The sequence below is a fragment of the Pseudomonas sp. GD04091 genome (assembly GCF_029836165.1).
GTDB lineage: Bacteria > Pseudomonadota > Gammaproteobacteria > Pseudomonadales > Pseudomonadaceae > Aquipseudomonas.
This window is the reverse complement of the sequence record NZ_JAOEBG010000002.1, coordinates 1-22,717: the sequence shown is the minus strand read 5'-3', so window position 1 is coordinate 22,717 and position 22,717 is coordinate 1. Positions and strand designations below refer to the sequence as shown.

Here is a 22,717-nt window from a genome sequence, read left to right as displayed (position 1 = left end):
TCAGTTCTCGATCAGTGATTCGGGTGTTGCATGGGCATGGAACGGGCAGCGCGCCGGGTTGAGCGAGCCAGGCTCCTGCAGTTGGTACTGTTTCCACTCGAAGTTGTCGTCCTGGCCGAAGAAGCCAAGCGAGTCGGGCATCACGCCGTCGTTGTAGTGGTGCACCCGCTCGCGGATGCGTGCGCGAATGCGCTGACCGCTTTCGGTGGTGGCGCTGGCCACTTCGTCGAAGCTTTCGCGAGGATTGATGACGAAGGCGATATGCTTGCCCAGGTTGCGGCTTTTCATCTGTCGATGGGCCGGAAAGTTCATGTTGATGAACAGGGGCATGCCGGCAAAACAGAACGACCAGCGAGCGTCATGCGGATCCTGGGGCACTTGCGCCGGCCAGGGCTGCGGGTCGCGGACATGGACCTGGCGCAGCACGTTCCAGGCCAGGGCCTGTTGCTCCATGAGCGAGGTGTCCGGCGAGGTCTCGAGGAAGACCAGCAGCGGATTGCCGATGCGCTGCTTGAGCGGGATCGGCTCGATGGTGCGGATGTACTCGGCCAGCCCCTGGGCCATGTCGTCCGCCAGCCGGGCGGCCTGGGCGAAGACGATGTGGCAGGTGCGCGCGATGACCGCCTTGCGCCCGAAGAGGCAGGGAAAGTCGGGGTTGGCCAGCGTTTCCTTGAAGTGTTCTATGGTCTTGTGCGTCCAGTGATGTTTGTTCTGGACATGTTCATCGGCCAGCTCCAGCGCATCCAGGCGGTAGCAGTTTCCATAACCCGTAAACATGATTTCCCCAGGTATATCCGAATGCAGCGTTAAATGAACTTTTCTGTCATATCCACGCGGTTTGGCTATAGGTAATTGTTATTTACCGGCATTTTCCGAGAAGGTCGTCACGTTGTAAAACGCCTGGAACTATGACCTACTATTAGCTTCGCTCATGCTCTGGAAGGCCCCATGTCGGAACGGATTCAAGCCTTGCACGCCCTGCGTGCCTTCGAAGTGGCTTCGCGCTACGGCTCCTTTACCCGCGCGGCCCAGGAGCTGGCGCTCACCCAGGGCGCGGTCAGCCATCACATCAAGACCCTCGAAGCGCTGTTCGGCTGTGATCTGTTCGAGCGTCGTGGCCCCAAGCTGCGCCTGACCGAACATGGCCGGCTGCTGGCCCAGGAGCTCAAGGTCGGTTTCAAGATCATCGAGAACGCCTGCGCCCTGCTGCGCCAGGATCGCTATGGTGTGCGCCTCAAGGCACCGTCCACGCTGACCGTGCGTTGGCTGCTCAGGGCGCTGGACGGCTTCAAGAAGGTCGACAACAGCTGCTCTGTGCAGTTGTCGAGCGTGTGGATGGACATCGATTCGGTGGATTTCTACTCCGAGCCCTACGACTGCGCGATTCTGCTGGGTAACGGGCGTTTCCCGGCAGAGGTCGAGAGCCTCAAGCTGTTCGACGAATGGCTGATCCCGGTATGTCACCCCACCTATCTCGACACGCCGACGCCGGATCTCTCGGTGCTGCGGCGCTGCGAGTTCCTGCACCCCTCGCCGGACCGGCGCGACTGGCGGCGCTGGCTGGCGCGAATGGACGCGCTGGACGTCAGCATCGATCAGGGCCAGGTGTTCGATACCCTCGACCAGGGCATTTCGGCGGCCCAGCAAGGCCTGGGAATCTCGGTGGTCGACCTGGTGCTGGCCAGCGCCGACCTGGCGGCCGGCAACCTGGTCACGCCGTTCCCGCAGGCCGTGGCCACCGGCGACGGCTACTACATGACCTGGCTCAAGGCCAGCCCCAAGGCGCACCAGATGCACAAGCTGCGCGAGTACCTGCTGGCGCAGGTCCCTCCATTGGCGCACAAGGACATCAGCTACCTGTACGGCTGATGTCGCTGGCCGGCAGGACCCGCTCGAGCATGAAATCGATGAACACCCGCAACTTCGGCGGGACCTGGCGGCCGGACGGCCACAGCAGGTAGAAACTGCCGCGGCGCTCCATGAAACTGTCGAGCACGCTCACCAGGTTGCCACTGGCCAGCTCCTTGCGCACGCTGAAGTCCGGCAGGCAGGTGATGCCACAGTGATTGAGGGCGAAGCAGATCCGTGTCTCGACATGGTTGCAGACCATCGAGATGGGGATGGCGTAATCCTGTTCGGGGTGTTCGCGGCGCAATGGCCAGGTTTCCAGCTTGCCGGTGCTGGGGAAGCGGTAGTGCAGGCACCGATGCCTGGCCAGCTCGCGCGGGTGCTGAGGCGTGCCCTGTTCGCGCAGGTACTCGGGAGACGCCACCAGGCGGTGCTGGAAGTGCCCGAGGAATTTGGCGTTCAGGCGCGAGTCCAGCGGTTGGCCGCCGCGCATCACCACGTCGAAGCCCTCGCCAACGATGTCCACCATGCGGTCGCTGAAGTCCAGGTCCAGTTCGATGTCTGGATAACGCACCATGAACTGCGCCAGTGCCGGCATCACCAGCCCGGTCACCTGCGGCAGGCTGACCCGCAAGCGCCCGCGCGGGCTGGTGCTGGCCTGGGACAGGGCCTGCTCGGTGGCCTCGATTTCAGCCAGGATGCGCCGGCTGCGCTCGAGAAACAGCGCGCCTTCCGCCGTCAAGGTGATGCTGCGCGTGCTGCGGTGGAACAGACGCACGCCCAGGCGGCCTTCCAGCCGGGCCACGCGCTTGCCGACGGCCGAGGCGCTGATGCCCAGCGACTGTCCGGCGGCGACGAAGCTGCGGGCCTCGGCGACCCGGTTGAAGACCACGAAACCGCTCAGGCTATCCATGTTGCACTCCGATTGCGGACATTGATGTCCTGGGTGAGTGGAATACTACCCGTCTTTTTCCGCAATGCCTCGCCGGCGCAAGATGCCGGCCTCTACCGATAGCCGGAGGCATTGATGAATTCTCCTTCCCCCGCGACGTGCGCCGCCGCGACCTCTTCCAACTCCGCGCGCCTGCCCTTGAGCGGGCTGCTGGCCCTGGCCCTGACCGGCTTCATCGCCATCCTCAGCGAAACGCTGCCGGCAGGGCTGCTCGACCAGATTGCCGATGGCATGCACATCAGCCAGGCGATGGCGGGGCAGTGGGTTACCGCCTACGCGCTGGGCTCGCTGCTCACGGCGATCCCGCTGGTCACCCTGACCCAGGGCTGGTGGCGGCGCCGCGCATTGCTGCTGGCGATTGGCGGTTTCATCGTATTCAACGGCCTGACGGCGGTGTCGCCGGACAACACCCTGACCCTGTTGCTGCGCTTTCTGACCGGCGCCGCCGCCGGCCTGGCCTGGGGCCTGATCGCCGGGCACGCACGGCGCATGGTGGCGCCCGCTCAGCAGGGCAAGGCGATGGCCGTGGCCATGCTCGGCCAGCCCATCGCACTGTCGCTGGGCCTGCCCATCGGCACCTGGCTGGGGGCTTGGCTGGGCTGGCGTGCGACCTTCGTCCTGGTCACCCTGGCCGCGCTGGCGCTGGCGGGTTGGGTGCTGCGGGCGGTGCCGGATTTTCCCGGCCAGGTCGCCGGCAGGCGCCCGGCGGCGCTCGCGGTGCTGCGCACGCCAGGCGTGGCTCGGGTACTGCTGGTGATTCTGGCGTGGATTCTCGGCCACAACATTCTCTACACCTACATCGTGCCGTTGCTGGCGGCGGCCGGCATGGCCGGGGAGGTCGGCCAGGTGCTGATGACCTTCGGCCTGGCCTCGCTAACCGGCATCTTCCTGGTCGGGATGTGCGTCGACCGCCACCTGCGCACCCTGGTCCTGCTGTGCCTGGCCGGCTTCGCCCTGGCCACGCTGGCGTTGGCGCGCATTCAGGACTCGAGCTGGCTGATGCATGCCAGCGTGGCGTTGTGGGGGCTGACCTACGGCGGCGCGCCGACGCTGTTGCAGACCGCCTGTGCCGATGCGGCGGGCGAGGGCGGTGACGTGGCGCAGTCGATGCTGGTGACGGTGTGGAACAGTGCGATCGCCCTGGGTGGCATCATTGGTGGGCTGTTGCTGACCGGCGCCGGGGTCGAGTGGTTCGGTTGCGTGGTGCTGGCGCTGATCGCCGTGGCGTGGCTGCTGGTCTTCTGCGGACGGCGGGCGGGGTTCGCGGTCGGAGCCCGTTAGTCCGGGGCGGTGCAGGCCCAGGAAGCAGGCATTTGTAGCGACAGGAGCGGTACAATCGCTTTCGTGCGAACAACGAACCGGTCCGAGGTCCATGCAGTGCAGTTGCAACAGGGTTTTGTCCTCACCCGCCATTGGCACGACACCCCCGAGGGCACCTGCGTGGAGTTCTGGCTGGCCACCGATCAGGGACCGCGGCGCCTGCGCCTTGCGCCGCAACCCTCGGTGGCGTTCATCCCCGCGGCGCATGCCGAACAGGCCCGCAGGTTGCTGGCCGACGAACCGGGCGTCGAACTCAGGCCGCTGCAATTGCGCGATTTCGACCTGCGTCCGGTGCACGGCCTGTATTGCCGCCAGCATCGCCAGCTGATCGCGCTGGAAAAGCGCCTGCGCGCGGCCGGCGTCGAAGTCTTCGAAGCCGATGTTCGCCCTCCGGAGCGCTACCTGATGGAGCGCTTCATCACCGCGGCGGTGCGGTTCGATGGTCGCCCGCGCGAGCAGGGGCTGCTGGTCGATGCCCAGCTCAAGCCCGACCCGGACTATCGTCCGCCCTTGCGCCTGGTGTCGCTGGATATCGAGACCAGCGAGCGTGGCGAGCTGTACAGCATTGCCCTGGAAGGCTGCGGCCAGCGCCAGGTGTACATGCTCGGCCCGGCCAATGGCGACGCCGCGGCGGTGGACTTCGACCTGCATTACTGCGACGACCGGGCCGGGCTCATCCACTGCCTGAACCAGTGGCTGGCCCGCCACGATCCCGACGCGATCATCGGCTGGAACCTGGTGCAGTTCGACCTGCGCCTGCTGCATGAACACGCGGCAAGGCTCGGCGTGCCGCTGTGCCTGGGCCGCGATGGTGCGCCGATGCACCTGCGCGAGCACGGCAGTCGCAGCCATTTCTTCGCCGAGGCGCCAGGCCGTCTGTTGATCGACGGCATCGAGGCCCTGCGCTCGGCGACCTGGAGCTTCCCTTCGTTCAGCCTGGAAAGTGTCGCGCAACAGTTGCTCGGCGAGGGCAAGGCCATCGACACGCCCTACCAGCGCATGGACGAGATCAACCGCATGTTCGCCGAGGACAAGCCGGCCCTGGCCCGTTACAACCTCAAGGACTGCGAGCTGGTCACGCGGATCTTCGCCCATACCCGGTTGCTCGAATTCCTCCTCGAACGCGCGTCGGTCACCGGACTGGCCGTGGACCGCAGCGGTGGATCGGTGGCGGCGTTCTGTCATCTCTACATGCCACACATGCATCGCCTGGGCTATGTCGCGCCGAACCTGGGCAGCCGCCCGGACGCCGCCAGCCCCGGCGGTTTCGTCATGGACTCGCGCCCCGGGCTGTACGATTCGGTGCTGGTGCTGGACTACAAGAGCCTGTACCCGTCGATCATCCGCACCTTTCTCATCGATCCGGTGGGGTTGGTCGAAGGCCTGCGCCAGCCGGACGACGCGCATTCGGTCGAGGGTTTTCGCGGTGGGCGGTTCTCGCGCGCCAGGCATTGCCTGCCGGCGATCGTCGAGCGGGTGTGGCAGGGGCGCGAGGCGGCCAAGCGAGCTGGCAACGCGCCGTTGTCACAGGCGCTGAAGATCATCATGAACGCCTTCTACGGCGTGCTTGGCTCCAGTGGCTGCCGCTTCTTCGACCCGCGCCTGGCGTCATCCATCACCCTGCGCGGCCACCAGATCATGCGCCAGACCCGGGCGTTGATCGAAGCGCAGGGCTACGACGTGATCTACGGCGACACCGACTCCACCTTCGTCTGGCTCAAGGGTGCCCACGACGAGGAGGCCGCGACGCGTATCGGCCGGGCGCTGGTGAACGAGGTCAACCAGTGGTGGCGCCAGCACCTGGGCCAGGACATGGGCCTGGAAAGTGCGCTGGAGCTGCAGTTCGAGACCCACTACCAGCGCTTCCTGATGCCGACCATCCGCGGCACCGAGGAGGGCAGCAAGAAGCGCTACGCCGGCCTGGTACGACGCGCGGACGGCCAGGACGAAATGGTCTTCAAGGGATTGGAGTCGGTGCGCACCGACTGGTCGCCGCTGGCCAGGCAGTTCCAGCAGGAACTCTATGGCCGGGTGTTCCGCGGCCAGCCCTACCGTGACTATGTGAACGCCTACGTGCGCCGGACCCTGGCCGGCGAGCAGGACGAACTGCTGGTCTACCGCAAGCGCCTGCGCCGACCGCTGGCCGACTACCAGCGCAACGTGCCACCGCACGTGCGCGCGGCGCGCCTGGCCGACGAGCACAGTCGCCGGGTGGGGCGCCCCACGCAGTACCAGAACGGAGGCTGGATCAGCTACATGATCACCACGTCGGGGCCTGAACCCTTGGAGAGCCTGCAGTCACCGGTCGACTACGAGCACTATGTGACGCGGCAGTTGCAACCCGTGGCGGACGCCATCCTGCCATTCGTGCTGGGCCGCACGATCGACCTGGGACAGATGGACCAGCTCACCTTCGACTTCTGAGCCCGCCACGCGCCGGGTGCTATCTATCTAGCGGTCGATGGGCTGCCCCAGCTCATACGCTCGTGCCTTCAATTTCAGGAGGCACGAGCCATGGACAGCCACGAACAGGATTCCCTTGCACCCGATCCGGCGAGCGCGCACGACGCGTTCCAGGACGCCTTGATCGCCGCCCGCTTGCCGGCCTGGCTGCGCACGGCCAGCCCCACGCAAGTGGAGGCACTGGGCGAGGCGTTGACCCTCAGCCTGTACTTTCGCCAGCGCGTGAGCGCCGTGCTGGACAAGATCGAGAGCATCGACCGATTTGCCATGCCCCTGCTGCAACGGGCCCTGGCACCGTATCTGCCCACTGCAACCGATGTAGCAGGCCTGCGTTTTCGCCAGGGCCACCGGGAACCGATCATCAACGCGCAACCGGTCGGCAGCCACCTGAGCACGGTGGTGTACGAGCATGTCCCGCTGATCACTGCGGCATTGACCAACTTCGACAGCGAGCAGGCCTCTGCCGGCGGGCAGCCGCCGGGCAATCGTCTGGAGGGACGGGACGGCCTGCCGGGTGCGCCGGTGTTTGCCCGCCTGTGCCGGGAGCTGGATCTCGGGCGACGCTACCAGGCGCATCTGTCTTCGATCCTGCAGGCGCCGGACAGCCCGGTGGCGTCGCTGATCGCCCGTTCGCAGCGCTATGCCATGCTGGTCGATGCGCATGTCGCGCGGATACGAGGGCATCTGGGCGACGATGAACACCAGTTGCTGGTCGACTTCTGCGGCCTGCGCCGGGCGCTGCGCCTGCAGGGGCGCGCGGTACAGGTCAAGCGCCTGAGCCTGTTGGGGGTGACGCTCGAGCAGATCGTCGTGCTCGATGTGCGCGATGAGCGTTTCAGCCCGCTGCGCAGTGCCACCTGGCGGGTGCTGGTGCATGTGCCGGGTGACCCTCAGGGGGCGTGGCGGGCATTCCCCGATCTGCGCCATTTCGCCAACGCCCTTGGCAAGCACCTGCGCACGCCTTCCTATCAGCGCTTCTTCAGCCGTTTCGTGCGCCGGCGCGACAGCCAGCGCTTCTTCGCCGCCGTGGTCGCCGGGTACAAGGGGGTGTCGGACCTGGCCAACATCGCCCTGGACGAGCACCTGCTGGCGTGGCCAGAGGCGGTGTTCGACAGCCTCGCCAGCACGCGGATCGAGCAGATCAAGGACGATGCCGCGATGATCGCGGTGCCGACCGCGGCTGTCGATGCGCAAGTCCGGCAGGCCCACGAACAACGCCTGGCGGCCGAAGGCTGGGCCCTGCTGAGCCTGGCGGGGATGTTCATTCCGGTGGTCGGCGTGGGGCTGCTGGCAGTGACCGCCTGGGAGTTGCTGGGCGAGGTCTTTCACGGTTTCGAAGTCTGGCACGAGGGTGACACCAGCGCCGCGCTCGATCACCTGATGAACGTTGCCGGCGATCTGGCGGTCATGGCGCTGACGGCTGGCGGGGTGGCCGTGTTGCGCAGCGCATGGGCGCGTGCCTCGCTGGTGGACAGCCTGGTGCCGGCACGGCTGGAGGATGGTACGACGCGCCTTTGGGACCAGAGCCTCACCCCGTTTCTCGGTGAGGCGCCACCGGCCGAAGCCGTGCGCGATACCGAGGGTGTTCATTGCCTGGGCGACCAGGCTTGGATAGAAATGGCCGGACATCACTATCGCGTCAGCCAGCACGGCGTCACCGGCCGTTGGCGACTACTGGCGCAGGCGGGGCATGCGCCTCGGTTGAGCCACAATGGTGCCGGTGCCTGGCGGGTGTACCACGAGCAGCCGGCGCAGTGGGAAGACGTGCGTAATCTGTTTCGGCGTTTGGGGGGCGACTTCGCTCGGCTCGATGACGAGCAGATCGATCAGGTGCTGGTTGCCCATGGACTGGACGACGATCACCTGCGGGCCCTGCATGTGCACGCTCGCACGCCAGACGCGGGGCTGCGCGATGGGGTCCGGCGTGTTCGCCTCGACGCACGTATTCGGCGACTGGTCAGTCAGCTGCGTGGGGGTGAATCGGTCGATGATGTCACGGTGCTCGATCATGCCCGCGCGTTGCCGGGGGCGCGCGGGATGAGCGACCAGGCGTTGGCGGAGCTGGCCTGGCGCCAGCGAAGGGGGTTGTTCGAGCATCTGTACGCGGCCGTTCAGGACAGCGAGACAAACGAGGTGGCGGCATTGCGTCGGCAGTTCCCCCGCCTGCCCGTATCGGTGGCGGCGGCGCTTCTCGATGCGGCGCGACCGGTCGATCGCCAGCGTTTGCGGGACAGCGGACGGGTCGCGCTACGCCTGGCCACTGCCGCCAGGGCGGCCGAGCGACAGGCACGCCTGGCACGTGTGCACGAGGGCCTGTTTCTGGACACCCCACAGGATGCCGATCTGGCCAGGGCGGTGCTGGGGCTGGCCGAGCCCCTGCCGGGGCAGGGGCGCGCGATTCGCTGGCGCCTGTTCGAAGGCGCCAGCGATGGGCCTCTGTTGTTCGGTAGCGCCGATGCCGTCGATTTCGACTTCGACTTGATCCACCTCAACGGGCGGTTTCAGTTGCAGGACAATCAAGGAAAAAGCATTGGCGAGCCCGGCGAGCTGTTCGAGGTCCTCGCCACCGCCTACGATGCCGATCGGCGCGAGGCCCTTGGCCTGGCCGATCCCTTTGCCCATAACCTGAGGGTGATGGTGAGTCGCCTGGCCACGGGGCGGCGTGACCAGATCGCGCAGGCGTTGGGGCAACGCGAAGCGAGCGGTTGGTTCCAGCCGCCACGGCGCCTGCGCGACGGGCGCATCGGCTATCCGCTGAGCGGGCGTAGCCCTGGCACTCCCAGGCGGCGCAGGGCGCGGTCGTTGTCCGTGACGCTTAGGGAAATCTACCCGTCCTTCACTGACGGTGAGGTCAGTGCCTGGTTGAACGATGTGCGGCAGAGCGGGCGAAGGCCTGAGGATGAAATCGCCAGCCTTGCCCGCGAGCTCGAAACCCTCGAAAGCCATCTGCAGAGCTGGACTCGGTTGGCCAGCACGTCGATGCAGCGCGTCGAACGGCGCTACTTCACAGAGACGCTGATCAACTGCTGGCAGCGCCGGCCGACCCGGGCCAGCGGCGACGATGTGGCCACCGTCGGTTTTCGCCTGAGTGTCTGGTCGGTGAACCTGCAGGTGTTGCCAGACCTGCCCGAGGCGGTGAGCTTCGCCCATGTGCGGGAGCTGTCGTTGATGGGGCTGGGGCTGAGCGAGGTGCCGCCAGGTTTCCTGCAGGCTTTCCCGCGCCTGCGCACTCTGGAGCTGTCCAGCAACCAGCTGACCCGCGTGCCAGCGGAGCTGGTGAACCTGGGGCACCTGCGCGAGCTGGATCTCTACGGCAATGCCATCGTGCTCGATGCCTCCCAGGCCATGACCCTCGGCAACTGTGTTTCGCTGGAGTACATCAACCTGTCCTACAACCCACTGGGGCGCACTTTCCCGCTCTATCGCCTGGACCGTCTGAGCCGTTTGCACTTGCGCAATACCGGGATCAGCGAGTTGCCGCCGGCCCTGATGGACCGCATGGAACTGGTGATCGCCGACTTGCGTGGCAATCTGATCAGCGAGTTGCCTTCGCGTTTCTTCCGCTCCCCGGTATGGCTCGGCAGCAGCGTGCTGCTGGCGGACAACCCGTTGTCGGCGTCGGCAGCGCAGCGCCTGCAGGCGTTCGTGCAACTGCGCGAAGTTGCCGTGGAGGATCCGGCCGGAGGGGGCGAGATTTCCCTGCGCCAGAGCTGGCTCGATGCCGCTGACAGCACCCAGCGCCCCGAGCAGTCCGCCGCCTGGGACGAACTGGAAGGTGAGCCTGGTGCGGGCGATTTCTTTCAGCTGCTGACTCGCCTGCAGGAAACGTCGGACTACCAGCATCAGCGGCGCAACCTGGCCAACCGGGTCTTCGGCATGCTGACGAGCATGCGTGATCACCCCGGGCTGAGCCAGGAGCTGTTCCTGCACGCCACCGAGGATCTCACCTGTCAGGACAGCGTCGCGTTGTGTTTCAGCAATCTGGAGCTGCGCATGCTGGTGTGGCAGGCGAGCCGCGAAGCCGAGGCAGGCAACCAGGAGCAGGCCCTGCTGCGACTGGGCCGACGCCTGTGGCGCCTGGACGAAGTGGACCGGATCGCCGGCGAGGATATCCAGGCGCGCAGAAGCCAGGGTGCCAGCCCCGATGAAATCGAGATCAGGCTGGCCTACCGGGTGGGACTGCGCGACGAACTCGACTTGCCGGCACAACCGGACGACATGCTGTTCGGCGAGGTGGCCGGGGTCCGGACGCAGCAGCTGCAGAGCGCTCGCACGCGGATCGAGGCGGCCGAAACCACGGAAAACCTGGCCCATTCGCTGGTGGCGCGGGCCTTCTGGGAGGAGCACCTGCGGCGTAGCCACGGCGAGCGTTTCGCGACTTTCAATGCGCCGTTCCAGGAACGCTCGACGGCTTTGATGGATGGCGCGCAGACCTTGTCCGACGACGACTACGTGACGCGGCAAAACGCCCTGCGCGCGCAATGGGACAGCGGGCGACGGGAATTGCTGCTGGCGCTGACCCGTGCGGCGCTGGAGCCCGAAGACACCGCCGCGCAGCAGACACGACCCTGAGTACACCCGGCGTCCTTGGACTATGCTCTGGTCAAGCGTGGGACATGCCCAGTTACTTTTGCCCCGAGCAGTCGCCTGGCCAGTTGGTTTAGGCTCCACGCCGGATCTTTCTCCCTGATCCGTAGTCTTTAGGTTTATCGAGAAAACAAGGAGATGCGCATGCTCGTCCGGTCACTGACCCTCGCTACCCTGCTCGCCGTTGCCGGCCCCCTGTACGCCGCCGACAGCGATGCACCGCTGGCCAAGGAACTGGGCAAGGCAAGGCCGTTGGTGGTGATCGCGCCCAGCAGCGCCGACCCGACCTTGCGTGGCCTGAACAAGGCACTGGAAGACCCGGCCACCCAGGCGGGATTCAAGGAACGCAATCTGGTGCTGTACAGCGTGGCCAACATGATGGGCAAGCGTGAGGACAAGAACCTCGAGCAGCAGACCACCATGGCCCTGATCCGCGAGCTCAAGCTCGGTGCGAGCAAGGGCACCAAGGTGATCCTGATCGGCAAGGACGGCGAACGCCACATGCTCAAGGACGATGACAGCGGCGAGACCCTCGATCCGCAAAAGATCTTCAAGGCCGTGGACGAGCTGCCCGCGAGCGAGAAGGCGATCACCGCGCCCGAGCCCGTCGCCGCCGCGCCTGCCGAGCCCAAGGCCAAGGAGAGCAAGGCCAAGCCGGCCAAGCCCGCCGCCCCGCCCAAGCCTCTGGACGACTGACCCTCGCAGCGCGGCCCCTGCATCGGCAGCGGGCCGCACTGTGTATCCCTGTGTATCAGCCCGTCGCCAGGATCCACTGGCATACAAAACCCCGCCCTCGACGATACACCGACGACACACCGCCACGGCCAAATGGCTCCACTTTCAACCACACGTGGAGCTGCATCATGAAAACGACCCGTCAAACCCTCGGCCTGCTTGGTGCCACCCTGTTCGGGGGCATGGTCCTTGGCAACACCGCCTTTGCCGTCGAGCCGCTGTCCCAGGGTTACCAGCTGGCCGCCGCCAAGACACCGGGCGAAGGCAAGTGCGGTGAAGGCAAGTGCGGTGCCAGCGGCAAGGCGACGCAAGGTGAGGGCAAGTGCGGCGAAGGCAAGTGTGGCGCCAGCGCCAAGGCCGGCGCCGAAGGCAAATGCGGTGAAGGCAAGTGCGGCGATGCCTCCTTCGCCCGCACCGACAGCAATCACGACGGCAAGGTCTCCCGTGAGGAATTCCTGGCGGTGGCCAAGGACCGCGCCGCCGATTTCGACAAGATCGACCGCAACCACGACGGCTTCATCTCGGAACAGGAAGCTCACGATCACCTGGCGGCGGTCTACAAGGCCAATGGCAAGGCGATGCCGGACGGGCTGTTCAGCCATCTGACCGGCAAGTCCTGACCGCCAGTTGTCCGCCGGCCAGCCTCCCCACGTGGGAACAGGCGGGTCGGCGCCCCTGAGTTCGCCCCCTGGAGCCTCGATCATGGCCAATCCCACCTTGTACGCAGGCCTTGGCCTGCGCCGCGGCCTGCTGCCCGACCTGTTGAAGATGGAGGCGGGCGCGGTGGACTTTCTTGAGTGCGCCCCGGAAAACTGGATCGGCGTCGGCGGCGCCTTCGGGCAGGGCCTCGAACGCCTTGCCGAGCGTTTTCCCATCGCCTGCCACGGCCTGTCCCTTTCGCTGGGCGGTCCTGCGCCACTGGACCTCGGGTTCCTCGAACGCACCCGGCAGTTCCTCGAACGTCACCAGGTAAGCCTGTACAGCGAACACCTGAGCTACTGCAGCGACGACGGCCACCTCTACGACCTGTTGCCGATCCCGTTCACCGATGAAGCCGTCCATCATGTGTCCGCGCGCATCCGCCAGGCCCAGGACCTACTGGGCAGACGCATTGCCGTGGAGAACATCAGCTACTACGCCGCGCCGTACCAGGCCATGCCTGAGCTGGACTTCCTCCGCGCGGTGCTCGACGAGGCGGACTGTGACCTGTTGCTGGACGTGAACAATGTCTTCGTCAATGCCTGCAACCACAGCTACGACGCCCAGGCCTTCCTTGATGGCATCCCCGTCGAACGGGTGGTGGGCATGCATGTGGCCGGCCATTACGACGAAGCCCCGGACCTCAAGGTCGATACCCACGGCGCGCCGGTCAAGGATGCTGTCTGGGCCTTGTTCGCGCTTGCCTGCCAACGGTTCAGCGCGCAGCCGACCGTGCTCGAACGTGATTTCAACTATCCACCCCTGGCCGAACTGCTGGCCGAGACGAAGCATATCCGCAGCCTGCAGCAGGCCCATGGAGGACCAGGCGATGACTGAGACCTTGCGCATCCAGCAGTTCACCCTGGCCCACCACCTGCGCGATCCCGCCGCCAACCCGCCACCACCGGGCATCGAAGCTCGGCGGCTGGCGGTATACCGCGAGCTGTTCTACGGCGCCATCGAGGGGCTGCTGGCCGGCAGTTTCCCGGTGTTGCGCCAGACCCTGGGTGACCGGCGCTGGCATGCCCGGGTGCGCGACTTCTATGCCCGCTACCGCAGCCAGACACCGTTGTTCACCGAGATCGCCGAAGCCTTCGTCGACTACCTGCAGGGCATCGAACCCGATGCACCGTGGCAACTGGAGCTGGCGCACTACGAATGGGTCGAGGCGCAGCTGTACCTGAGCGACGCCCAGGACCTTCCTCATGACCCGGTGGGCGACCTGCTCGACGGCGAACCTTTGCTGTCGTGCACGGCGCGGGTGCTGGCCTATCGCTGGCCGGTGGAGCGCATCGGCCCGTACGACCAGCCGCTCGAGCCGCCGGCGATGCCCACGCTGCTGCTGGTCCACCGCGATGCCGATTTGCAGGTACGGTTCTTCCGGCTCACGCCAATGGCCTGGCAGTTGCTGGCGGGGCTGACCGGCACCGGACGCGAGCGTTTGCGAGCGTTGGCCGACGACCAGGCGCAAGCGCAGGGGGTGCGGCTGCTGGAGCAGCTACGCGAGCAGGGCATCATCGTCGGAACCGCCGCCTAGCAGAGGCGCGGCGGTTTCCCTCAGCGTTCGGCCGTTCTCGCAGCCGCTGCCACCTCTGCTTTGTTGCGGGGCTTGAGCCGCGACACGCCGAACAGCACCAGCGCCAGCCCCGCCACCTGGTACAACGACACCTGCTCGCTGAGAATCGCCCACGACGCCAGCACCGTCAGCACCGGCCCGAGGTTGCCCACCGCCGCGGTATGGGTAGGCCCCATGCGCTGTATCGCCAACGCCACCCAGTAGATCGGCAGCACCGTGGAGAACACCGCCATCAGCGCCGCGTTCAGCCACACCGCGCCCGGCAGCTGCCACAGCGGCGCGACATCCGCCACCAGCAGGTAGTGCGTCAGCACCATCAGCGATGACGCCGTGCCGCACAGCCCCGCCAGGCGCATCGAGCCCATGCGCTTGAGCATCATGCCGGTGCCCGAGTAATACAGGGCGTAGGTCACCGCGCTGGCGAACACCCACAACGAACCGATCACCACCTGGCTGCCGATGCCCGCCACGCTCAGGTCATGGACGAAGGCGATACCCAGCCCCAGGTAGCACAGGCCCATGGCCGCCAGGGTGCGCAGGGTAGGGCGTTCACGCTGGACGACGGCCTGGAAGACCAGCACCAGCGTCGGGTAGGTGAACAGGATCAGCCGCTCCAGCCCGGCGCTGATGTATTGCAGGCCGTAGAAGTCGAACAGGCTGGCCAGGTAGTAGCCGAACAAGCCGAGCAAGGCCACGCGCATGCCGTCAGCCGGGGTCAGCGGCGCACCGTCCTGACCGCGGCTGGCCCAGACCAGCCAGGCGAACAACGGCAGCGCCAGGAGCATGCGCAGCGCCAGCAGGCTGATGGCGTCCACCGGCCCGGCGGCATAGGCGAGCTTGACGAAAATGGCCTTGAAGCTGAAACCCAGGGCCGCGAGCACGGCATAGAGACTGCCGTTGGCGAGGGCACGCTGGAGGGAGGCGGAGAGACGGTCCATGGGGCATCCGGGGTAAGGGAATGGATTTATTCTGTGCAGAATGCCCTGTGCGATAGAATCGCTATTTTTCGAACATGGCGTTCTGATTCGGAGAAGCCTCAATGCATTTCGATCTCACCGACTTGCGCCTGCTGGTTGCCATTGCCGCCACCGGCAGCCTGAGCAAGGCGGCGGCGACTTTTCCGGTGGCGGTATCGGCGGCGAGTACCCGGCTGCGTCTGTTCGAGGCACGCACTGGCCTGACGTTGTTCGTGCGCAAGGCCGGCGGTATGCAGCTGACGCCGGCCGGGCGACTGGTGCTGGAGTCGGCGCGCGGCGTGCTGGGCGAGGCGCAGAAACTGCACGACACCCTGCGCGAACTGGCCGGGCAACGGCGCATCAACCTGCACCTGGCGGCGTCGACGGTGACCAACAGCACCCTGCTGCCCGCGGTGCTCGGCCCGTTCCTGGCCGATTACCCGGAGGTGGACCTGCAGCTGGTCGAGCACAAGAGCGTCGATGTGCTGCGGGTGGTGCTGGCCGGCGAGTGCGAGATCGGCGTGTACGACGGCAACCTGGTCAACGACGGCCTGGTGTCGCTGCCGTTTCGCACCGAGCGCCTGGTGCTGCTGGTGCCCGCCGACCACCCGCTGGCCGGACGCGAGCAACTGCGCTTGGCCGATGCGCTGGGTTTCGCCTTCGTCTGCCTGCCGGCCGAGCGGGCCATGCAGCGCTTCGTCGAGGAGCTGGCGCTGAACCTGGCCATGCCGTTGAAGGTGCGGGTGCGTGCCCCGAGTTTCGAGGCGATCGCCCAGCTGGTGGCCCAGCACGCCGGTATCGCCATGTTGCCGGAGACCGCCGCCGTGCGGGCCGAACAGGAGCTGGCGGTGCGACGCGTGGCGCTGGAGGAACGCTGGGCGACGCTGGAGCTGCGCATCTGCTTCCGTGGCTGGGAGGCGCTGAGCTCCCACGGGCGGCAGCTGGTGAGCTTCCTGTCCGGGCAGTGAAGCCTGCAGATTCGAGCGAATCGACTCTTCGTCAGAATGCCATCATTTGGATATCATCCGGCACTGTGCAAACACCGGCGAACGCATACAATCAGCGGCTCTGAAAGGTACTGCACAGGCCACCCGCACCCATGGCGTTCGACGCTTCCACCATGCTCACCCTCACCATCGCGCTGGCCGCCGCCGCGGCGCTCTACCTGGCCGTCGAATGGCGCAGCGTGCGCGAGTCCTCGTTGCTGTGCTGGAGCGCGAGCTTCGCCACCATCAGCGTCGGTTCCACGCTCGCGCTGATGCGCGGCAGCGGCTATCTGTTCATTGGCATCTGGTTCGCCAACGGCATGCTGATCATCGCCCACTGGCTGTTCCTGCTGGGCGTGTCGCGCTTCACCGAGGTGCGGCTGTCGCGCTTGTGTTACCTGGCAGCGGTTGCCTGGTGCGCCCTGTTGCTCCTGCCACAGTGGCCGCTGTGGTCGAAGACGTTCCTGGTGGTCAACTCGCTGCTGGTCGCCCTGTTCACCCTGTACGCCAGCTGGCTGTTGCGGCCTCATGGGCGCTCGCTGAGCGTGGGCGCGGTGCAGTTGCGCTATGTGCTGCTGCTACATGGCGTGTTCTACCTGGCCAAGACCCTGCCGGCGCTGGTGCCGGGCACGCTGATCGACCTGACCGCGTTTCGCGGGCAGATCATCAAGGTGTCGCTGGTGGAGGGGGCGATGGCAATCATGCTGATCGCCTTGTCGATGACCGGCACCGTGCGCTACCGCCGCGAAGAGCGCATCGAGCGCCTGGCCGCGCGCGATCCGCTGACCGCGCTGTACAACCGACGGGCCCTGGAAGTGCGGGCCTCGCACCTGTTCAAGGGCATCTCGCCGGCCAGTCCGGGGGCGCTGCTGCTGATCGACATCGACCATTTCAAGCTGGTCAACGACCTGCACGGGCATGCCGCCGGTGATCGCCTGCTGGTGGCCCTGAGCGAAATGATCCGGGCCTTGCTGCCGGAGCGGGCGATCGCCGCGCGGCTGGGCGGGGACGAGTTCGTGATCCTGCTGGGCGATGCATCGCGCGAGGCGATCCAGCGCCTGGCCGACACGTTGCGCCAGCAGTTCCAGGCCGCCGCCGCGCAGTCCTTCAGCACGCCCGAGGCGGTGACCCTGAGCATCGGCGCCAACCTGTTCGACCGACCACCAGCCAGCCTGGCGGCATTGATCGAGCAGGGCGATGTGCTGCTCTACGCCTCCAAGCGCGCCGGGCGCAACAGTCTGCAGTTGGTGGACGGCCTGCGTGGTTGAGCCGCGTCACTTGTTGTTGATGCACTGTGACTGCACCGAATAGCGCACGGTGCGCAGGGCGCCCTGGCTGTCCTCGAAGGTCATCAGCCGCGGGATGACCTCACAGTTGCGCGGGTCGCCCGACTGGCGCACGAAGCGGGCGACATCCAGTTTCATCCCGTAGCGATAGTCGACGATCTCCGGCATCGGCTTGGCGCGTTTCTGCGCGTAGGCCGCGATGGCTTGCTGGTGGTCTTCCAGCAATTGCTCGTTGGCTTGCCTGGAAAAGCCCGTGGCCTGGGCCGAAAGGGAAAGCGCCAGCAGTGTGGCGGTCAGGGTCAGTCGCAGCATGATGCGTGCCTCCGAAAGGTTCATTTCGAAGTCCACGCTAGCGAGGGCCAGCCAACAGCGGCATGACGCGAGGGTTACAGATGTGAAAGGTGCCCTGTGGCCGCGGCCAGCACCCGCCGCGCATGACGCGATTGTAATGCGCCGATCATCTTCCCGTTATCTGCCGCCAGCGAGCATCAGCTTCGGCCGACGGGGCTGGGTGCGCATGCATCTGGCCAGACCAGGGACGCTCCAGCGCCAAGGCCCGACAAAAAAAAAGAACAGCCGCAAGCAAAGGAGCAATGGATGAAAAACAATCCAAGACTTTCCCTGGCCACCCTCGTGGCGCTGGCCGGCGTCGCGCCGGCCACCTGGGCCGCAGACGAACGGAAAGAGGGATTCATCGAGGGCAGCACCCTGACGGTGCTCAACCGCAACTTCTACTTCAACCGCGATCACCGCGACGGTCCTGCACCTACCTACAACAGCGGCAAGGCCAGCGACAACGGTTACTCCGAGGCCTGGGCCCATGCCGTGATCACCCGTTTCGAGTCCGGCTTCACCCAGGGCACGGTCGGCGTCGGCGTGGACGCCTTCGCCATGCTCGGGCTCAAGCTCGACACCGGGGGAGGGCGCAATGGCGGGCGCAGCTCCTTCGATGTGCTGCCGGTGGACCGCGACGGCCAGGCCCGTGACGAATACACCAAGCTCGGCGGCGCCGCCAAGGTGCGCCTGTTCGACACGGTGCTGCGGGTCGGCGATGTGTTTCCGCTCAACCCGGTGGTGGCGGCCGGCGATTCGCGCCTGCTGCCGGAGAGCTTTCGCGGCGTGACGCTGGAGAACACCAGCCTGTCGGGCCTGACGCTGCAGGCCGGGCGCCTGCATGCCATGAGCCAGCCGGTGTCCAGCGACCTGCGCGACAACTTCGTGACCTTCTATGGCGGCCCGGTGGATTCGCCGTGGATCGCCTACGGCGGTGGTGACTACGCGATCAACGAAAATGTCAGCGTCAGCCTGTTCGGCAGCCGCCTCAAGGATGTCTGGAACCAGTACTACGCCGGCACCAGCGTCACCTGGCCGCTCAGCGACGAGTTGGCGCTGATCGGCGGGTTCAATTTCTACAATGCCAGGGATGAAGGCCGCCAGCGCCTCGGCCAGTTCGACAACAACATCTGGAGTGCCAAGGTCGGCGTGCGCTATGGCGCCCATACCCTGGCCCTGACTCACCAGCGCAACAACGGTGACGACGACTTCGACTACCTGCGCCAGTCCGACTCGATCTTCCTCGACAACTCCATCCAGTACAGCGACTTCAACTCGCCGAAAGAACGTTCATGGATGCTGCGCTACGACCTGAACATGGCGGCCTACGGTGTGCCGGGCCTGTCGTTCATGACCCGCTACGGGCGTGGCAGCGATGCCGACTACAGCCGCGCCAACGCCTACTACATGCGCCGTGACGACAATGGCGACCCGCTCACCGACCAGAAGCGCTGGGAGCGCAACATCGAGGTCAAGTACGTGGTGCAGACCGGCCCGGCCAAGGACCTTTCGCTGCGCGTGCGCCAGGCCACCACCCGCGCCACGGCCTTCGAGTCGGACCTGGACGAAGTGCGGGTGATCGTCGAGTACCCGCTGTCGATTCTCTGATCACATCCGGATTCACCTTGAGAAGCCCACGTGCTCCTTTGGTTACAGGTGAATGTTTGGCGCCTCGGACGAGGCGCCTTTTTTTGCACCGCTCAGACCATCGCCAGACGCTGCTTGCGTTTCGGCGGGGAGAAGGCCAGGTCGATCGCGCGCAGGTCGTCTTCATCCAACACCAGGGTGCCCGCCGCCGCGTTGAGACGCACATGCTCCGGGCTCACGGCCTTGGGGATGGCGATCACGCCATCGTCGCGCGTTACCCAGGCCAGGCTCACCTGGGCGGGTGTCGCCGCATGGCGTTCGGCGATCTGCGCCAGCACCGGATGATCCAGCAGGCGTCCGGCCTGGGCCAGTGGGCAGTAGGCCATGGTCGGCAGGTCATGTTGACGGCTCCACGGCAGCAGATCGAACTCGATGCCGCGCTCGGCCGGGTTGTACAGCACCTGGTTGGTGGCGCAGGCGGGGTTGTCGAGTTCGCGCAGGTCGTCGAGGTCGAAGTTGGACACGCCCCAGCGACGGATCTTGCCTTGGTCGATCAAGCGTTCGAACGCTTCGACGGTTTCCTCCAGCGGGTACTGCCCGCGCCAGTGCAGCAGGTACAGATCGATACAGTCGGCGCCCAGGCGCTTGAGGCTGCGCTCGCAGGCCGTCGGCACCTCGCGCCGGCTGGCATTGTGCGGGTACACCTTGCTGACCAGGAACACCTGGTCGCGGCGCCCGGCGATAGCCTGGCCGACCACCCGCTCGGCACCTCCTTCGGCGTACATCTCGGCGCTGTCGATCAGTGTCAGGCCCAGGTCGATGCCCTGTTGCAGGGCGGCCACTTCGGCGGCGCGGCGGCCAGGGTCCTCGCCCATGTACCAGGTGCCCTGGCCAATGGCTGGAACGCGGCTGCCCGCAAGATTCACGTAACGCATGTCACCTCCTGTGGATGGGTGTGGGAAAGCAGGACGTCGAGCAGCGCCTCGGCGGCCTTGGACAGCTTGTGATCGTTCAGCGCGATCACGCCGATGCGGCGTTCCACGGTCGGCTCGACCAGGGGCACGCAACGGGCGCCGAGCTCCTGCATCTGCCCGATGCACAAGGCCGGCACCGCACTCACTCCCAGGCCACTGGCGACCATGCGGCCGATGGTCGACAGCTGGTGGCTCTCGAACGCCACCGCCAGCTTGCCGTGGTTGGCGGCCAGGTGCTGTTCGAGCAGCAGGCGCACCGCCGAGGGACGTTGCAGGGCGATGAAGTCCTGGGCCAGCAGCTCCTGCCAGCGTACCTGGGGCTGCCGGGCGAGGGGCGAGTCGGCCGGGACCACGGCGACGAAACGGTCCATGTACAACGGGTGAAAGCGCAGCGCCTCGCTGCTGTCGGGTTCGAAGCCGATGCCCAGTTCGACGCGGCGGTGACGCACCAGTTCCAGCACCTGCTCGTTGATCACGTCGTGCACGGTGACATTGACCTTGGGGTAGCGCTGGCGAAACACCTTCAGCGACTGCGGCAGCAGGTTGCCGGCAAAGGCCGGCATGGCCGCCACCGACACCCGGCCCAGTTGCAGGGTGAAGCGCTGGCGCAGCATCTCTTCGGTGTCGTCCCAGTCGGCCAGCAGACGCCGGGCCAGGGGCAGCAGCACCTCGCCCTCGGGGGTGAGGCTGACGCTACGGGTGGTGCGGGTGAGCAGGGCGCCACCGAGGTTGTCTTCCAGCGCCTTGATGGTCAGGCTCAGGGCCGGTTGCGACACGTGCAGGTGCTCGCCGGCCTGGGCGAAACTCTGGTACTTGGCCACGGTGACGAAGGCACGCAACTGCTTGACGTTCATGACAGGCTCGACCTTTGTTTTGTAAAAGTTATCAATCGATGACGAAAACAAAATTAACAAATCAGTCGGCTGCGGTGAAGATGACCGCACGGTTCCAACAACTACAAAAGGCGACTGAGCATGGCCGGACTGGACAAGCGTGTAGCAACCTATGAAGAGGCCCTGGCAGGCCTGACCGACAACATGACGGTGCTGGCCGGTGGTTTCGGCCTGTGCGGCATCCCGGAAAACCTCATTGCCGAGATCAAGCGCCGCGGCGTCAAGGGCCTGACCGTGGTGTCCAACAACTGCGGCGTCGATGGCTTCGGCCTGGGCGTGCTGCTCGAAGACCGGCAGATCCGCAAGATGATCGCCTCCTATGTCGGCGAGAACGCCGAATTCGAACGCCAGCTGCTCAGCGGCGAACTGGAAGTGGAGCTCACCCCGCAAGGCACGCTGGCCGAGAAGATGCGCGCCGGTGGCGCTGGCATCCCGGCGTTCTTCACCGCCACCGGCTATGGCACCCCGGTCGCCGAAGGCAAGGAAGTGCGCGAATTCAACGGCCGCAAATACATCCTCGAAGAATCCATCACCGGTGACTTCGCCATCGTCAAGGGCTGGAAGGCCGACCACTACGGCAACGTGGTGTACCGCAACACCGCGCAGAACTTCAACCCGCTGGCCGCCACCGCCGGCAAGATCACCGTGGTCGAGGTCGAAGAGATCGTCGAGCCCGGCGTGCTGCTGCCCAGCGAGATCCACACCCCGGGCATCTATGTCGACCGGATCATCGTCGGCACCTTCGAGAAGCGCATCGAGAAGCGCACCGTCAAGGCCTGAGCGCCGCCCTCCAGAACAACAAAGAGATCCTGACCATGGCATTGACCCGCGAACAAATGGCGCAACGCGTCGCCCGTGAACTGCAGGACGGCTACTACGTCAACCTGGGCATCGGTATTCCCACCCTGGTGGCCAACTATGTGCCCGCCGACATGGACGTGATGCTGCAATCGGAAAACGGCCTGCTGGGCATGGGCGAGTTTCCCACCGAAGCCACTATCGACGCCGACATGATCAACGCCGGCAAGCAGACCGTCACCGCCCGCCGTGGCGCGTCGATCTTCGATTCGGCGCAGTCCTTCGCCATGATCCGCGGCGGCCATGTCGACCTCACCGTGCTCGGTGCCTTCGAGGTGGACGTGGAAGGCAACATCGCCTCGTGGATGATCCCCGGCAAGCTGGTCAAGGGCATGGGCGGCGCCATGGACCTGGTGGCCGGCGCCGACAACATCATCGTCACCATGACCCACGCCTCGAAGGACGGCGAGTCCAAGCTGCTGCCGCGCTGCAGCCTGCCGCTGACCGGTGCCGGCTGCATCCGCAAGGTGCTGACCGACCTGGCCTACCTGGAAATCGACAACGGCGCCTTCATCCTGCGCGAGACCGCGCCGGGTGTGAGCGTCGAGGAAATCATCGAGAAGACCGCCGGCAAGCTGATCGTGCCGGACGATGTGAAGGAAATGACCTTCTAATCACTCGCCATACACTGCCCCTGTAGGAGCGGCCTTGTGTCGCGAAAGGG

The 22,717-nt window shown here is 66.0% G+C and carries 19 protein-coding genes; 13 read left to right on the top strand and 6 right to left on the bottom strand.

What is annotated here, in order from left to right:
• Positions 1-777 carry a YqcI/YcgG family protein gene (locus N7422_RS03050; protein WP_279805124.1) on the bottom strand — a complete coding sequence of 259 codons (777 nt, stop codon included), beginning with the start codon at positions 775-777 and terminating at the stop codon, positions 1-3.
• Positions 778-948: 171 nt separating this feature from the next.
• Between N7422_RS03050 and N7422_RS03045 the strand changes: the two genes are divergently transcribed.
• Positions 949-1,869, top strand: a complete 921-nt coding sequence (locus N7422_RS03045) for a LysR substrate-binding domain-containing protein (RefSeq protein WP_279805123.1) — start codon at positions 949-951, stop codon at positions 1,867-1,869.
• On the opposite strand, the gene N7422_RS03040 is transcribed toward N7422_RS03045, so the two are convergent.
• The gene (locus N7422_RS03040) at positions 1,850-2,761 is read right to left on the bottom strand and encodes a LysR family transcriptional regulator (protein ID WP_279805122.1); all 912 of its coding nucleotides are present in this window, start codon (positions 2,759-2,761) and stop codon (positions 1,850-1,852) included. The two genes, N7422_RS03045 and N7422_RS03040, sit on opposite strands and share 20 nt — an antisense overlap.
• A gap of 114 nt (positions 2,762-2,875) precedes the next feature.
• Between N7422_RS03040 and N7422_RS03035 the strand changes: the two genes are divergently transcribed.
• The 7 genes from N7422_RS03035 (at position 2,876) to N7422_RS03005 (ending at position 14,141) form a co-directional block, all read left to right on the top strand.
• A complete protein-coding gene (locus N7422_RS03035) occupies positions 2,876-4,081 on the top strand; it encodes an MFS transporter (RefSeq protein WP_279805121.1) in 1,206 nt (401 codons plus the stop codon).
• A gap of 96 nt (positions 4,082-4,177) precedes the next feature.
• Positions 4,178-6,544, top strand: coding sequence for a DNA polymerase II (locus tag N7422_RS03030; RefSeq protein ID WP_279805120.1), 2,367 nt, complete (start codon positions 4,178-4,180; stop codon positions 6,542-6,544).
• Between the two features lie 90 nt (positions 6,545-6,634).
• Complete coding sequence (locus N7422_RS03025) at positions 6,635-11,155, top strand: NEL-type E3 ubiquitin ligase domain-containing protein (RefSeq protein ID WP_279805119.1); 4,521 nt, start codon at positions 6,635-6,637, stop codon at positions 11,153-11,155.
• Between the two features lie 159 nt (positions 11,156-11,314).
• Complete coding sequence (locus N7422_RS03020) at positions 11,315-11,866, top strand: DUF4174 domain-containing protein (protein WP_279805118.1); 552 nt, start codon at positions 11,315-11,317, stop codon at positions 11,864-11,866.
• A gap of 167 nt (positions 11,867-12,033) precedes the next feature.
• Complete coding sequence (locus N7422_RS03015) at positions 12,034-12,525, top strand: EF-hand domain-containing protein (RefSeq protein ID WP_279805117.1); 492 nt, start codon at positions 12,034-12,036, stop codon at positions 12,523-12,525.
• An 82-nt stretch (positions 12,526-12,607) separates the two neighbouring features.
• Positions 12,608-13,441, top strand: a complete 834-nt coding sequence (locus N7422_RS03010) for a DUF692 domain-containing protein (protein WP_279805115.1) — start codon at positions 12,608-12,610, stop codon at positions 13,439-13,441.
• Positions 13,434-14,141, top strand: coding sequence for a putative DNA-binding domain-containing protein (locus tag N7422_RS03005; protein ID WP_279805114.1), 708 nt, complete (start codon positions 13,434-13,436; stop codon positions 14,139-14,141). The genes N7422_RS03010 and N7422_RS03005 overlap by 8 nt, the downstream gene beginning before the upstream one ends.
• A 20-nt stretch (positions 14,142-14,161) precedes the next feature.
• Here N7422_RS03005 and N7422_RS03000 read toward each other — a convergent pair whose 3' ends face one another.
• The gene (locus tag N7422_RS03000; RefSeq protein ID WP_279805113.1) at positions 14,162-15,118 is read right to left on the bottom strand and encodes a DMT family transporter; all 957 of its coding nucleotides are present in this window, start codon (positions 15,116-15,118) and stop codon (positions 14,162-14,164) included.
• 101 nt (positions 15,119-15,219) lie between these two features.
• Here N7422_RS03000 and N7422_RS02995 point away from each other — a divergent pair, with 101 nt between their 5' ends.
• Together N7422_RS02995 and N7422_RS02990 are read left to right on the top strand one after the other, a co-directional pair.
• Positions 15,220-16,104, top strand: a complete 885-nt coding sequence (locus N7422_RS02995) for a LysR substrate-binding domain-containing protein (RefSeq protein WP_279805112.1) — start codon at positions 15,220-15,222, stop codon at positions 16,102-16,104.
• Between the two features lie 131 nt (positions 16,105-16,235).
• Positions 16,236-17,390: a GGDEF domain-containing protein gene (locus tag N7422_RS02990; RefSeq protein ID WP_279805111.1), complete on the top strand. Its 1,155-nt coding sequence runs from the start codon at positions 16,236-16,238 to the stop codon at positions 17,388-17,390.
• A gap of 6 nt (positions 17,391-17,396) precedes the next feature.
• Here N7422_RS02990 and N7422_RS02985 read toward each other — a convergent pair whose 3' ends face one another.
• Complete coding sequence (locus N7422_RS02985; RefSeq protein ID WP_347815258.1) at positions 17,397-17,720, bottom strand: DUF2790 domain-containing protein; 324 nt, start codon at positions 17,718-17,720, stop codon at positions 17,397-17,399.
• Positions 17,721-18,005: 285 nt separating this feature from the next.
• On the opposite strand from N7422_RS02985, the gene N7422_RS02980 reads away from it, so the two are divergent.
• The gene (locus tag N7422_RS02980; protein WP_279805108.1) at positions 18,006-19,349 is read left to right on the top strand and encodes an OprD family porin; all 1,344 of its coding nucleotides are present in this window, start codon (positions 18,006-18,008) and stop codon (positions 19,347-19,349) included.
• A gap of 92 nt (positions 19,350-19,441) precedes the next feature.
• On the opposite strand, the gene N7422_RS02975 is transcribed toward N7422_RS02980, so the two are convergent.
• Both N7422_RS02975 and N7422_RS02970 read right to left on the bottom strand, forming a co-directional pair.
• The gene (locus N7422_RS02975; RefSeq protein ID WP_279805107.1) at positions 19,442-20,263 is read right to left on the bottom strand and encodes an aldo/keto reductase; all 822 of its coding nucleotides are present in this window, start codon (positions 20,261-20,263) and stop codon (positions 19,442-19,444) included.
• Positions 20,251-21,156 carry a LysR family transcriptional regulator gene (locus N7422_RS02970; protein ID WP_279805106.1) on the bottom strand — a complete coding sequence of 302 codons (906 nt, stop codon included), beginning with the start codon at positions 21,154-21,156 and terminating at the stop codon, positions 20,251-20,253. Before N7422_RS02970 ends, N7422_RS02975 begins: the two co-directional genes overlap by 13 nt.
• Positions 21,157-21,276: 120 nt before the next feature.
• Here N7422_RS02970 and N7422_RS02965 point away from each other — a divergent pair, with 120 nt between their 5' ends.
• Positions 21,277-21,975, top strand: coding sequence for a CoA transferase subunit A (locus N7422_RS02965; RefSeq protein ID WP_279805105.1), 699 nt, complete (start codon positions 21,277-21,279; stop codon positions 21,973-21,975).
• 35 nt (positions 21,976-22,010) lie between these two features.
• Positions 22,011-22,667, top strand: coding sequence for a CoA transferase subunit B (locus tag N7422_RS02960; RefSeq protein WP_279805104.1), 657 nt, complete (start codon positions 22,011-22,013; stop codon positions 22,665-22,667).
• The last annotated feature ends 50 nt before the right edge of the window (positions 22,668-22,717 follow it).